Here is a 13,270-nt window from a genome sequence, read left to right as displayed (position 1 = left end):
GTGACGCCCTCAGGTACCTCGGCGCATTTCTTAATGAAAAATCATGGTATGCCGGCATGAACTGCCCAACACTGAGACTCTGGCACATAGAGTCCTCACAGGTCGAGATGACTTGGAAAAGGAGGCTCCGTCTGGGGCCGATGCAGGGGGGAAAATGCAAGCTAAAGAGCGATGTTTCGTCAACCCATACACCTTTGTTCCGTTTCCGGCCGAAGGGGTGGAGCGGGCTCCTGCTCCAGGGCACGTCTTCGGTGTCGATGCGGCTGATGAGCGCTACTCGGGATCATTCACGGTCCGCTGGAATACTCTGACGGAATTGATCCTGCCGCCTGGCCAGCACTGGTATGAATCAACGACCAAGACCGTCACCATTCCCGGATCGTCAGCAAAGGGTGCTGTCCGCAGTGTCCACGAAACCCTCTTCGGTGGTTGCCCGAGGGTGCTGACCTCCACCTTCACGCCCGTGTACCGGCAGCCTGTGGCCAAGGGACTCGTGAACGACTGGCTGTTGGCCGTGGTCGTCGAGAGCAGCGACGACGGCGTCCCGAAGAAGGTACGGCTGTGCGATGGTGACCCGGTACGCATCAATGCCGTTGCGCTGCGGACTGCCTATCGCGGCAAGATTCCTACCACCGGTGACACTCTGCACGGTCTGGGCGGTCTCGTCCGAGTCCCCGGAGTCGATAAAGACAGGTTCAGGGCCAACGAGCCCACAGGGCAGCCCGTCGAGCGCGATGAGGCTACCTGGGGGAAGGGTGCGTACGTCTTCCTGGTCACCGATGTCGCGGCGCGCGAGACCACCAAGAAACGCAAGATTACCAAAAAACGCAACTCTGCCACTCCGGAGGCGCTGGCCACCGAGGTCGCGTCATGCTATTGGGCTGCGGGAAAGCTCGGCACGCAGCTAGCTGTCTTCCCCAGTAAAGGTTCGTCCGCTTTCGCCGAGTTTCAGCGCCTGTCAGAGGGCTCACGAGATAGCCAGCTGAATGAGCAGGCGAGGAAGAAGGCGGAGGCCGCTGGCCTCAAACACAGTCAAGAGCTCTTCGAGGACGTCACATGGTGGGCCAAACTGCCGGGCGTCAAGGTTCGTTTGCCGGGGGAGAGTGGGGCTGCCAAGGGAGCCGTTGACGTCACCAAGGCGGACGATGGCAGATACCGGCCCAGCGATCCGGCCTTGTGGCAGGTGGTTGGTAGGCGACGACGGGCTGACGGACGGCTCTATGCGGGTGACGTGATTTGGGTAAAGACCGCCCCGTCGGCGAGTGGGCAGGGGCCGCATGAGGTCACGGCGGTCAAGCTGGCTGCTGCCTGGCGAGAGACCCCTAAGGGGGCCGGCAGTTTGGAGGGCCGCGTCCAAGCTACGCCGTGTCGCGACGCCGACCACCTGTGCCTCAGTTGCAGCATTTTCGGCAGTATCGACCCGACCGGAGAAGCCGCAGGACAAGGCCAGCAGGACGCCTACGGCGGCCACGTCCGGTTCGGCGCGATCACGGCGAAGGGCGTGAAGCTCTCCGGTGAGCAGGTCCGGCTCGCTCCGCTCAGCAGCCCGCGCCCTGGCGCGGCGCAGTTCTACCTCGCCAGGACCGCACCCGGTGGTGGTTCGAACGGGGTGATGCCCGCTCAGTGGGGATCCGAAATCGGCGGGGCACGGCAGGTGCGGGGCCGGAAATTCTACTGGCACAGCGACCCTAAGGCCCAGGTGAAGGCCGTCGAGGAAGCAGGCGTGTCCAATCCCAAGCCGCGGCACCTACTGGCCGGTTCGGGTGGCAGCTTCCAGACCGTGGTCGACCTCCTGGCTCCTGGACAGATCCTCACCCAAACGATCAGTTTCGACGGCCTGGATCGACTGGCGCTGCTGACTTTGCTTGCGGCCTTCGATCCGAACCGAATCCTCGGCGGGCACGGCTGCGCGATTCACCTCGGCGGAGGCAAGCCGTTCGGCCTCGGCTCCGTGTCCGCAACCATCGCTCAGTTGACGGTGACGACGGTTTCCTCGCGGTACGGCGGCAGCCGGCCAGCCGCCCTGTCCTGGTCGTGGAAACCGCAGGATCGGAATGAGTTGAGACGGCGATGCGGCGACCTCACTGCTGTCCACAATGCTGCCGTGAAAGTGATGGCACGGCACGGTCTCGGCGCTGACGAGCCGCTGGTCAGCTATCCGATCACGAAGCCGTGGGGTAGCTACGGTTCGAAGGGCTTCGCGGAGGCCTTTGAGTTCTTCAAGAAGAACTCAGGTGAGCAACTCGCAGAAGACACCCGGCCCTACGTGGTGCTCCCCGACCTCAACGACGTGGCGCAGGGCAAGGCGAGCCCCGCAATCAAGGACGGGGAAACCAATGCCTGATCCGACCTACGTCTGCATCGCTGCGGTGCGCATCCAGCAGTGGATCAGCCGCACACCAAGACTCGTTCTGAGCCGAGGAGCGTCACGTGCGTTGGCTGAGAAGACCGGCGACGACCGTCTGCGGCGACTGCTCGCGGATCGGCCACTTGCAGGTGGCGTCCGTCTCGCCGACGACGCCCCGGACGTGGACGGCGTGATCGTGCTTCGGGTCGACGATCCGGAGCCGACGACAGTGCGTGCTGTCGCTGATTGGCTGCGGCGCGCAGTCGCCGACGAGCTTCCGGGCGTGGAGTGGAAGGCATGGGCTCACCAGGCGACGAGCTACGCGATCGCGAAGGCCGCGGCCGATCAAGGCCTCACTAGCCACGGCGAGTGGCACTTCCCGCCGACCGAGTTGGATGTCCCCTTTGCGAACGCATGCGACGGCTGTCGTCATGAGTACGCGGTCGAGACCACGAAGCTGCCGGGTGAGAACACGGACGTGGCACTGGGCCCTGACTGCCTCGATCGGCTGGCTTCGAGCGCGAGGCTGACGAATGCCCCCCGAGGAATGACGTTCGATGATTTGGCCCGGACTGGTGGTGTGGCCAGTGAGGAAGCGGTGCCGCAGACCGTTGGGAGGCGTGCTGCCAACAACCACCTCGCGACGATCGCCGCGGACGGGAACCGTGTCGGGGCGGTGTTCGAGCACCTGGCCCGGATGTCGTCGAGTCCGTTTGTTCACCAGGGCGATGAGACGACTGTGCAGGCTGCGCTGTCGGCACTGCTGGAAAGGGCCACGAGGGATGCTGTGGCCAACGCGGGGTGCGTGGGCGATCCGGACGCCAAGTATCCCAGCGCGATCGTCCATCTCGTGGGTGGCGACGATGTGCTCGCCTCGGTCGGGGCCCGCTTCGCCTGGGAGTACGTGACCGCACTGTTGACCAAGTTCGACGAGGTCTTCAAGAGCGGTCTTGCTGCCCTGGTTGAAGCGGCCAAGGGTTCCGGGGCATTGAACGACGCCGAGGCCGACGAGGTCACCAAGCTGGGAGACGGAGTCTCTTTGGGCGTGGGAATCGCCTTCGCCAACCGGACCCATCCCTTTGCGGACTGCGCCGACATGGCGCACCGTGCGTTGTCCCAAGCGAAGGCGTCCGGACGCGGGGCGGCGGCGGTCAGCTGGGTGGATCTCACCGTCGAGGCCAGTGTGCCGCCGGGCCGGTTCGCCTGGCCGGATCAGCTTGGCGACGACTTGCCGACCGCCAGGATGACATCGTCGGCACGCACGACGCTTGAGGCGATCCTTCGTGACCGTTGGCCGGTGTCCCTGTCCACTCTCAACTCGGACCATGACGTCGACCAACTCACGGCGCTGTGGGAGGACGTCAAGCGATGGTGTGTCCGTACCGACAATGCCAAGGTCTTGTCGGGGCGTGAGCCGGCCGGAGCGGAACAACTCGCAGAGGCACTCATTGGTCTTCGGTCCGATCTGGACCGAGCCCGATGGTGGCCCAAGCAGGGAAGGAGCGGGCTGTGACCGCGCTCAATTTCGTCGTCCACTTCAGGACGCCGTTCTCCATCACCGCCGCGCAGAGCTCGGATGGGATCGACGCGCGGGTTGATCGCGACCAGCTATTGCCGGCCAGCTCGCTGAAGGGGCTGATGCGGGCGACGGCACTGCACGACCTGTACATCCGTAGGTCACTGGTCCATCAAGTCTTCGGGCGAGGCTTCGAGTCTCGACGGAGCGGGGACCTGGGGTCGCCGTGGGCTTGGTCGGACGGTGAGGTCGATGAGTCGATGAAGGTCGGCCGGCAGGCGCGGTTGAAGATCGTGGGCGAGGGACGTAGCGATGAGGGAAGTCTGCTGATCAGCGAATGCGTCTGGGCGGACACGGCGGAGTTCCAGGTTGCTCAGTTGCGACCGATTCCAGCTGACAAGATTGATGATCATCGGCTGGTGCTCCGAGCCGCCGCACGGGGCGTGACTTCCTTGGGGCATGCGCGCCGCCGAGGTCTTGGCTGGGTATCCATCGTCGATAAGCAGGAATGGTCGGTCGAAGACTCCGGTCGGCTGCGCGAACTGGTGGGAGGTGAGCACAGATGACCGAACGTTTCCGTTATCGCATCACGACGCAGTCGCGGGTGTCGGCTGCGGCGACCGGTGAGATTCTGCATCACACGCCGATGCATGAGGTGCTTCCTGGTGCCACGGTGAGAGGAGCGTTGGCCGCGCTGTGGTGGTTGGGTGCCGACAACCGGGGTGAGGACGAGCAGCAGTTCACGGAACTGTTCGATACGCAATTTGCGGTCAGCCAAGCGGTACCGGTCCAGGACGGCACCGATCGCGAACACGATACACACCTCAACTCGGCGTCCATGTTCTTCTGCAAATACCCCAAACCGGACAAGGATTGTGGAAAGTTCTTGCTCGACCTTGCTGCCGTCGTCGCGGGTGGCGGGGCTCCGGCAGCAGTGTCGTGCTCGTTCTGCGGAGGAACGGCCAAGACGGATCCGGGCTGGAAACGTGGCTACGCCGCAGCACGAACCACGAGGACCAAGCTGGAACCCAACGGCACGGCGGCGGACGGGAACCTCTTCAGGCGGGAATCCATGCCGAAAGGTCTCCGCCTGGAGGGTGTCCTCTGGGCACCCGCCGGTGTGCAGCAGTGGATCGACGGAGCTCACCTTCGTGTCGGGGGCAAGCGTTCCGTGATGGGTGCGGCGACCATCCAACTGGAGCGGGATCCGCAGCCAGATGCCACTGAACCGGGTGAGCGGACCGCGCTGCGGCTGTGCAGCCCGGCGATCGTTGTCGACCGATGGGGTGCCGCGAGTCTCTCCGAGTCGGACTGGCTTGCTGAACTGTCCCGTGTCAGTGGTGACCAACTCGTCTCGGTCCGGGCCTGGACAAGGTCGGAGCGAGTCACCGGGTGGCACATGCGCAGTGCGCTGCCGAAGCCGGCCGACTGGGCGCTTGCCGCCGGCAGCACGATCGTGGTCGAAGGCCTGACACCGGATGGTTGGTCGCGGCTCGTCCACGGCATCGGACTGCGGACGTTCGAGGGATACGGGCAGCTTGAGATTCTCCCGCCTCAACAGATGCCACAGGATGAATCGGAGCCCGAACAGGAGCCGATCGAGGTTGCTTTCGATGTGCTGGTGGCCGCGATCGGCAGGACCCCGGTCAGTGCGGTGCTGCGGTCGGCGCAGGGCGCGCTGAGAGAAATCCGAGCAGCGCGACAGAAGAAGTACGTCAGCCCAGAACCCACCATTGCGAAGCAGAAGAAGAATCGCTGGTTTACGGAGCTGCCGGTGGCCGCCAAGTCAGCGCTATCTGACCTTTTCGATAGTGACCTTCTCGATGAAGCCAACTTCCTCGACCAGTTCGATCGCCTGATCAATCGACTTGCGAAACAGGAGCGCCAGAAGTGAACGGACGAGTGATCATTCGAGTGGATCTGGCCATCGAGCGACCCTGGGCTGTGGGTGGTGTTGCCGACACGATTTCTGATATCGATCTTCCGGTCTTGGCCGACCCACGTGGTGATGGCCGAGGTTCGGCCTTCCTGCCGGCGACATCGCTGGTCGGATCGCTGCGGAGGCATCTCGATGACGACCATGAACTGTGGCTCGGCTCAGCCGAAAGCTCGGACGACGATCCCGGGACTCCGTCGCCCTTGCGGTGCCTTGGGGCGGTCCTGGAAACGCCGGAGTCGATCACCACGCGGATGACGACAGCGATCGATGCCAAACGACGGGCGGCCAGCCAGCACATGCTGCGCGAAGAAGAGGTCGTTCCGGCCACCGAGGTGAACCCGACCATCGTCCACTGGTTCCTCCAGCTGGACAGTGCAACAGCCGGCCTGGATTCGCTGATCGAGCGACTATCGACCTGGGCGCCTGTGGTTGGGCGGCGGCGCAGTTCGGGACAAGGCGACGCGTTTGTCCGTAGTGTTCACTGCGCCGAGTTGGATCTCGACGATTCCGCGCATCTGACCTGGTGGCTGGGCGCGCGTCATACCTGGGACGGCGCAAGCGAAGCTGATCAGCCGCCTGGTTGGAAACGGGCAGACGCGCCTAGTCCAGGGACTATTCAGCACAGGCCCGAGAGGGTTCTGGAGATCGACTTCACGGTTGAGGAACCGCTCCACCTGGGGTGTGGAAAGCCAATCAAGAAAGCCGGTCAGAAGACGGTGCACCGAACGGGCTTCAGGGTGCCAGGGTCAAGCTGGAAGGGGCTCTTCCGGCATCGCGTCGAACATATCCTTCGCGTCCGCGGGTACGGCGAAGAAGAATGCACGCGCATTGTGGGCGACCTGTTCGGCACGGGGCGAGCGTCAGGTGCCTCAAAGGATGAAGGCGAGCGCGGAATTCTCCGCTTCAGAGACAGCGATCTGGTCGGCTCTCGTACCGTCGAGCGCACACATGTGGCAATCGACCGGGTCACCGGCGGCGCTCTGGACCGATCGGGGAACGGGGACGGAGCCGGCGGTGCACTGTTCGCGGTCGAGGCGATCGCGCCAGGCGCCACGGTGAAGCTGCAGATCGACGCGTCGGATAGCCCGGACGAACTCGGCGTGTTGTTGCTGGAGCATGTTGTCCGCGACATCGACGACCGACTGATTGGCGTCGGCGGCCTTACATCGCGCGGGTACGGGACGCTTCGGCTGGCGAAGTCGCGGCCGACCCCCAACCCGGTGCCCGGGCCTGTAGGAGGAGAGGCATCATGACCGGCTACGCAATCAGGCCGCTCGGCCGCTGCGCCTGGAATGAGGTTGTTGGTCAAACAGACGCGTCAGTGGACGGTTGGTGCTGGGCCGGGCACGACGGGCTGGTGGCATCTGCCAGTGGGCCGAGCAGTATCGTGCCGACCGGTTGGTTGTGGGCGTGGGGGTCTGATCGGTGGGTCCGATGGCGGATCGACCCCGTCGCGCCTTGCGTAGGCGCCGAGTTGCGCCGCGGTGCGGCAGGGACCGAGGGCATGCCGGGGAGTTTCGTCGCAGCTCATGTGCTGAGGGACGGCGGGCCTCAGCAGGTTGGGTTGCGACCCGACGGCGGGCACATGCTGCGCTGGGCACGCGGAGCGCTTCCCGTGACCGAGCTCTCCGTCATCACGATCACGGCGCCTGCAGCGATGACTTTCGTAGGCATGGCGTTGGGTTCGTTGCAGTGACCACGGAGAGGCCTGCGGGTGAACGTCCTAGACAGCTTGTCCGTACCGACAAAGTGCGGAGAATCTCCAGAAGGAACGTGGCAGAACCCCTGTTGGTTTTCGCCGGCAGTGTCGCGGCGGCCTTCGCTGGCCTGGTGGCGGAGGACTTCTTTCCGGGAAGGGAGGAGTGGCTGACCTGGTGCGTGCGACTTCTGCGAATCGGTTGCTTGCTAGCGGCGACAGTACTGGCCTGGTTGGCGCTTCGAAGGCTGCGGTTGCGGCGTCGGCTACGAGGAACCCTCTACTACTTGCGCATGCAAAGCGACACGAATGATGACTACCACTCCCGGGCCATCAACCAGGCGTCCAAGGACTACCTCGGATTCCGGGCCATGGCGGCCTGGTGTGACCCAGGCACTGGCATTGTGGACGTGCGTGATCACGTCACCCGGCTGTCGACGGAACTCCAGCGCAGCACCAACGATGACGCCGACGATTCAGGCTTTGACATTGCGCCCAATCTGATCTTCCCCGTGGCCCTAGGGGTCGGCTACGACTGGATTCCCCCAGGACCAGGAGAACTTCGGCTGCGTGAGTTTAGCACGAGGGTCGGGAAAGAGAATCTTCAGGATTTTGAGTGGCGACTAGGCTGCCTATCCGCGGCAGGTGCCGCGCCGCCGGACAGGGAAACTGGTGTGTCACCGCCGGACAAGCCGGTATGTGGGCAACCGGAGTGCAGGACCAGGCACTTCAGGGTTAACGGCCCAGCCGGTCGGGTGAATATGTGTGCCGTCACGGATCGGCTGAATCTAGATACGCCGGTCCGCGCAGTATGGTTGGAGTACTGGCTGACTGCGTCTGACTACACCAAGAAGCCCTTCTTGATGGAGTCGCAATACAAGGCTTCTGCGCAGGTCACGCGGATCATACGGGTGGAAGTTAAGGTTTCGGCGGAGAGCGCTGCCGCGTACACCCTTCTCAGTTACACCGACCAGGGTGTCGAATCCGAAATGACGGTTCGCCAGATTGCGGAGGGGGCCGCTTACTGGCTGGGAGAGACGCTTCGAGAGTACCCCGACGCGACCGTGTTTGTGGCTGGGGGGATGCCCAAGACCGTAGCCTTGGCGATGGGATACCTGATGACGCGGCCACCACTCCAAAAGCCGGCCGCCCATCCGTGGCGGCGCATCGTCCCCATGGGCTATTTCCTCGGCGAACCGGATCCTCTGAGGCCGATGTGGGTGCGGCCCGACCAGTGCGACCCCGACCAACTCATTGCACAAGCGGGGTTGCACCCATGAAGGTCATCAACCTCACGCCTCATCCGGTGACCGTCGATCCCGGTGCCCCCGACGCGATCACCTTCCCGCCGACCGGTGTGCTCGCGCGCATCCGCGAAGTCCAGGGCAAGCCCTTTTGGGTGACCGTTGACGGCATCCGCGTGCCAGTCCAACCCATCTCCTACGCCGACGACATCGAAGGACTCCCGTCGCCGACGGACGGCGTGCTCTACCTGGTCTCTCGGGTGACAGCCGCGGCCACCGATCGCCCCGATCTGGTCTTTCCCCAGGACGAACTGCGCGACGAGAACGGCCAGATCATCGGCTGCCGGGCATTGGGCACTTTCGCGAATCTCGACGATGTCAGGGGGATCTGATGCCGACCCGATGGTGGATTCCGTTGGAAGGCGTGCGCCCCGAGCGGGTCAAGCTCGAACATATCCACGCGGCTGCGTCCCGCTGGTTCGATCGGACGCCGGAGCAGCACGCTGCGGGCTCGAAGCCGTACTCGATCTCACCGCTGGCGAAAGACACCGCCGGAGGCGTGGGGTTCGAGCTCTCCACCCTGACCGACGAAGCAGGCGGCTTGCTGCGCACCGCGGTGGTGCCTCCGGCAACGCTGCGGCTGGGCATCGACCAGGCGATCGTTGGGCGGCCGTCCCGGTTGGTCGCAGAATCCTGGGAGTCGCTGGCGCAGCCGAGCGGTTCTGGCCGGTGGGAGTTGGAGTTCGTGACGCCAGTCACCTTCCGGCACGGACGCCGCTCGTCGCCGCTGCCGGTGGCCGCGTCCGTCCTACGCGGGTTGGTCGACACCTGGAACAGCCACTCCGGCCTCCCTCACCGCGAACTGACCAGGCGAGACACCGACGAGGTCTGGGTGAGCGACATCGAGGGCCGCAGCGAGTTGATGATGGTGTCGGGCATCCGACTGTCCGCCTTCAGCGGGCGGGTCTGCTATCGCTGCGACGACCAGTGGGTTGCCGGCTTGGTCGATGCGCTGTTCCGGTTGGCGCCGTACGCCGGGGTCGGTTCGGCGAAGGCGAAGGGGCTCGGGGTCACCCGGCTGCGCCCGGTTCGCCGCGCCCGAGCAGCGGGATGATGTGAGTTCTCGTGGGCCAGTTGCTGGAGCGCGCGATCAGCGAACGTGCTCTCCGGCGCGCCTGGGAGGACGTGCTGGCGAACGACCGTGAAGACGGCCTGTTGTCGCCGGGGATCGCCCGCTTCGCAGACGACGCCGAGGCGCGGCTCGACGAACTGGCCGAGCAGCTTCGAGCGAGTGAGTACCGCCCCCGCGACCTTTCGGAGGTCATCATCGACGACGGCGGCGATCCGCGGACGCTGCACATTCCGGCGGTGCGCGACCGCATCGTGGAGCGCAGTCTGCTCGACGTGATCACCCCCTGGGTCGACCCTGTGCTCGGCTTCAGTTCGTACGCCTACCGTCCCGGCCTCGGCGTGGCCGACGCGGTCCAGGCAGTGGTGGCGTTGCGGGAAGAGGGGTTGCGGTGGGTGCTGCGGACCGACGTCCACGACTGTTTCCCGTCGGTGCCGGTTAACCATGCCCGCAGAATGCTGGGCGCGCTGGTCCCCGACGACAAGCTGCTGGCACTGGTGGACCTGCTGCTCGACCGGGCCGCGATCAGACCGGGCCGCGGCCGGGGAGTGATGCGTGGACTTGCACAGGGCTGTGCGCTGTCTCCGCTGTTGACGAACCTGGTTCTGACCGCGCTCGACGATGCCCTACTCGACGAGGGTTTCGCGGTGGTGCGATACGCCGACGACCTGGCTGTGGTGGTGGAAACACAAGAGGACGCCTGGGAGGCGGCCCGGCTGGCGACGGAAACATTGGAGGTGCTCGGCATGGAGTTGGGGGCGGACAAGACCGAGGTGATGTCGTTCGACGAGGGATTCTGCTTCTTGGGCGAGGACTTCGGCCCGCGCTACCCGCCGGCGTTGGACGACCACCGGGCCGCGGTTCCCGATCGGCGGGTGCTGTACACGGCGGTCCAGGGCGGGCGCATCCGGGTCGCGCAGGGACGCGTCATCGTCGAGACAGTCGATGATGTCGAGGTGCTCGATGTCCCGACCGACCACGTCGCACGGGTGGTGTGCTTCGGTTCGGTCGGCGTGTCGGCCGGGCTCCGCACCTGGGCGATGAGCAACGAGGTCGACGTGGCCTTCGTCTCCAGACGCGGCGCCTACCTCGGGCAGCTACTGGCCGCCTCGTCGGAGACTCGGGTCGACCGGCTACGGACCCAGCTCGCCTTCGCCGACGACAGCACGCGCACCGTGAAGCTCGCGATGGCGATCGTGGAGGCGAAGGTGCGTAAGCAGATCGTGCTGCTGCAACGGTTCGGACGCCGGGCGCACGCCGAGTTGGTCGCCGAGGCGGTCAGTGAGATGCGCGGCCTGCTGCGGCTGCTTCCTGGATGCACGACGGCCGAGGAGGCGATGGGCATGGAGGGGGCCGCCGCTCGGGTCTACTTTCCCTGCCTGGGAAAGCTGTTCCCTGCGGAGCTCCAGTTCGAGTTGCGCTCACGGCAGCCGCCGCTCGATGTCGCGAACGCGGCACTGTCGTACCTGTACACCCTGCTCACGTCGGAGTGCGTCACCGCGTTGGTTGCGGCGGGCCTCGACCCGGCGATCGGCTTCTTCCATGTGGCGGCCGATCGACGTCCCAGCTTGGCGCTTGACTTGGTGGAGGAGTTCCGCCCGATGATCGCCGATCAGGTGGTGCTGTCCGCGGCCCGCAACGGCGAACTGACCGCCGCCAGCGCCCGGCGGGAGGAGGGCAAGACAGGTGTGCTGTTGACCAAGGCGGCCCGGACGTCGCTGCTCGCCGGCTACGAGATGCGGATGCTGCGGACCACCAAGGGCGCGCTGCCCGAGTTCTCCGGAACGCTGCGGCGGCATCTTTACCGGCAGTCGCAGCGCATGATGGCGACCGTGGCCCGGGACGAACCCTGGACGGGGTTGTCATGGCGCTGACTGTTGTCGCCGCCTATGACGTCTCCAGCGACAGTCGGCGCGCCAGACTCGCGGCACTCATGCAGACCTGCGGCGACCGGATTCAGCTTTCGGTGTTCGTGCTCACCATCGACGAGGACGAACTGGATGTGTTGCGGGACCGAGCCCTGGCGATCATGGATCCGAAGGAGGACTCCCTCTACCTGCTGCGGCAGTGCAGCACGTGCTGGGAAGGCGCGCGCTGCGTCGGCCAGGCCATGCCGCCGGCGCCGGTCTACTTCTGGGCTGCCCTGTAGTCGCGGGCACGGGGCGGCTTGTAGTCTGAGGCGACAACAATGAGCACATCGGGCGTGGCGGTGCAGACTCAACTGGGATGGGGTGGTCGGCGAATTGTGCTGCGGGCCTATCCTCGTGTATAGCACTTGGCTAGGTGTGATGCCCTCCCGGGCGACAGTCGGTGCAGTCGGAAGGAGGTGACTCACTGGAGGGTGTGCAAACGGGGTGCAACACCCCTTGTCAGCGGACTGTTTCTACCGCTGGGGGTCACAGACTCGATCTCGCGAAAGAGCGAATAGAAAAGCACTACACGAGTCGATGCGTGGGCCTCAAATCAAGGTCACAGACTCGATCTCGCGAAAGAGCGAATAGAAACGTGCCGCGACAAGGCAGTCATCTACTCGCTGGAGTCACAGACTCGATCTCGCGAAAGAGCGAATAGAAACGAGTCGAAGGCTCCGAATACCCACTTAACAGCTCTGGCGTCACAGACTCGATCTCGCGAAAGAGCGAATAGAAACGACAATACTAGCGATCACATTCATCTTATCGGGTCACAGACTCGATCTCGCGAAAGAGCGAATAGAAACGGCTTCGACCTCCTTGGCCACGTACTTGGTCAGCTGTCACAGACTCGATCTCGCGAAAGAGCGAATAGAAACAGCAACGACGCTAGGTGGCTGGCCCACACGAGGCCGAGTCACAGACTCGATCTCGCGAAAGAGCGAATAGAAACGCGTTCAGGCGGTCGATGGCGCTCTTGGTGGCATCGTCACAGACTCGATCTCGCGAAAGAGCGAATAGAAACATGAGCGTGCACTGGTAGTCCCGCCACGACTTCAGTCACAGACTCGATCTCGCGAAAGAGCGAATAGAAACTAGGCGAACCCCAGGGCTCCGATGGCCAGTGCGATCGTCACAGACTCGATCTCGCGAAAGAGCGAATAGAAACTGTTGTTGGCCGAGCGAATGCATTCCAGCATTCGTGTCACAGACTCGATCTCGCGAAAGAGCGAATAGAAACCCGGCCGGCCGGCCGTCCTTGACGTTGATGCCCAGTGTCACAGACTCGATCTCGCGAAAGAGCGAATAGAAACCTTGTCGGGCTTGGTCGGCTTCGGCTTGTCCTGTCACAGACTCGATCTCGCGAAAGAGCGAATAGAAACTTGAACGCCGAAGCGTTCACCTCTTCCTCGTGTCACGGACTCGATCTCGCGAAAGAGCGAATAGAAACGTGAGCGTTTCGATCTCACCGACCGTCCCTTGCCAG

The 13,270-nt window shown here is 64.3% G+C and carries 10 protein-coding genes and 1 CRISPR repeat array (1 of these 11 only partly in view); all 10 genes read left to right on the top strand.

The window, feature by feature from the left end; genetic code table 11:
• Positions 1-154: 154 nt before the first annotated feature.
• The 10 genes from QM721_RS08705 to cas2 all read left to right on the top strand — a co-directional run bounded on the left by QM721_RS08705 (position 155) and on the right by cas2 (position 12,020).
• Entirely contained in the window at positions 155-2,344 is a 2,190-nt protein-coding gene (locus QM721_RS08705; protein WP_415120971.1) for a hypothetical protein, read from the top strand.
• Positions 2,337-3,860 carry a Cas10/Cmr2 second palm domain-containing protein gene (locus QM721_RS08700; RefSeq protein WP_415120969.1) on the top strand — a complete coding sequence of 508 codons (1,524 nt, stop codon included), beginning with the start codon at positions 2,337-2,339 and terminating at the stop codon, positions 3,858-3,860. Before QM721_RS08705 ends, QM721_RS08700 begins: the two co-directional genes overlap by 8 nt.
• Entirely contained in the window at positions 3,857-4,429 is a 573-nt protein-coding gene (locus tag QM721_RS08695; RefSeq protein WP_415120967.1) for a hypothetical protein, read from the top strand. Before QM721_RS08700 ends, QM721_RS08695 begins: the two co-directional genes overlap by 4 nt.
• The gene (locus tag QM721_RS08690; protein WP_415120965.1) at positions 4,426-5,757 is read left to right on the top strand and encodes a type III-B CRISPR module-associated Cmr3 family protein; all 1,332 of its coding nucleotides are present in this window, start codon (positions 4,426-4,428) and stop codon (positions 5,755-5,757) included. Before QM721_RS08695 ends, QM721_RS08690 begins: the two co-directional genes overlap by 4 nt.
• Positions 5,754-7,055 (top strand): RAMP superfamily CRISPR-associated protein, encoded by a 1,302-nt coding sequence (locus QM721_RS08685; protein ID WP_415120963.1) that lies wholly within the window; start codon positions 5,754-5,756, stop codon positions 7,053-7,055. Before QM721_RS08690 ends, QM721_RS08685 begins: the two co-directional genes overlap by 4 nt.
• 520 nt (positions 7,056-7,575) lie before the next feature.
• On the top strand, positions 7,576-8,778 hold the full coding sequence (locus QM721_RS08680) for a hypothetical protein (protein ID WP_415120961.1): 1,203 nt from the start codon (positions 7,576-7,578) through the stop codon (positions 8,776-8,778).
• Positions 8,775-9,134 (top strand): hypothetical protein, encoded by a 360-nt coding sequence (locus QM721_RS08675; RefSeq protein WP_415120959.1) that lies wholly within the window; start codon positions 8,775-8,777, stop codon positions 9,132-9,134. Before QM721_RS08680 ends, QM721_RS08675 begins: the two co-directional genes overlap by 4 nt.
• Positions 9,134-9,856 (top strand): CRISPR system precrRNA processing endoribonuclease RAMP protein Cas6, encoded by a 723-nt coding sequence (gene cas6 / locus QM721_RS08670; RefSeq protein ID WP_415120957.1) that lies wholly within the window; start codon positions 9,134-9,136, stop codon positions 9,854-9,856. Before QM721_RS08675 ends, cas6 begins: the two co-directional genes overlap by 1 nt.
• A gap of 11 nt (positions 9,857-9,867) precedes the next feature.
• Positions 9,868-11,745 carry a CRISPR-associated endonuclease Cas1 gene (gene cas1 / locus QM721_RS08665; RefSeq protein WP_415120955.1) on the top strand — a complete coding sequence of 626 codons (1,878 nt, stop codon included), beginning with the start codon at positions 9,868-9,870 and terminating at the stop codon, positions 11,743-11,745.
• Positions 11,736-12,020 (top strand): CRISPR-associated endonuclease Cas2, encoded by a 285-nt coding sequence (gene cas2 / locus QM721_RS08660; RefSeq protein ID WP_415120953.1) that lies wholly within the window; start codon positions 11,736-11,738, stop codon positions 12,018-12,020. Before cas1 ends, cas2 begins: the two co-directional genes overlap by 10 nt.
• Before the next feature lie 246 nt (positions 12,021-12,266).
• Positions 12,267-13,270: direct repeats of the CRISPR family, unit length 37 nt; unit sequence GTCACAGACTCGATCTCGCGAAAGAGCGAATAGAAAC; it runs 689 nt beyond the window's last position.

Origin of the sequence: Micropruina sp., assembly GCF_047602085.1 — a bacterium.
Classification (GTDB): domain Bacteria; phylum Actinomycetota; class Actinomycetes; order Propionibacteriales; family Propionibacteriaceae; genus Micropruina.
This window is presented reverse-complemented; position numbering and strand designations above follow the sequence as displayed.

What these genes read in the sequence shown, in the direction of transcription:
- QM721_RS08705 (WP_415120971.1), top strand. Translation starts at nt 155, where the DNA reads ATGCAAGCTAAAGAGCGATGTTTCGTCAACCCATACACCTTTGTTCCG.
- QM721_RS08700 (WP_415120969.1), top strand. Translation starts at nt 2,337, where the DNA reads ATGCCTGATCCGACCTACGTCTGCATCGCTGCGGTGCGCATCCAGCAG.
- QM721_RS08690 (WP_415120965.1), top strand. Translation starts at nt 4,426, where the DNA reads ATGACCGAACGTTTCCGTTATCGCATCACGACGCAGTCGCGGGTGTCG.
- QM721_RS08675 (WP_415120959.1), top strand. Translation starts at nt 8,775, where the DNA reads ATGAAGGTCATCAACCTCACGCCTCATCCGGTGACCGTCGATCCCGGT.
- cas6 (WP_415120957.1), top strand. Translation starts at nt 9,134, where the DNA reads ATGCCGACCCGATGGTGGATTCCGTTGGAAGGCGTGCGCCCCGAGCGG.
- cas2 (WP_415120953.1), top strand. Translation starts at nt 11,736, where the DNA reads ATGGCGCTGACTGTTGTCGCCGCCTATGACGTCTCCAGCGACAGTCGG.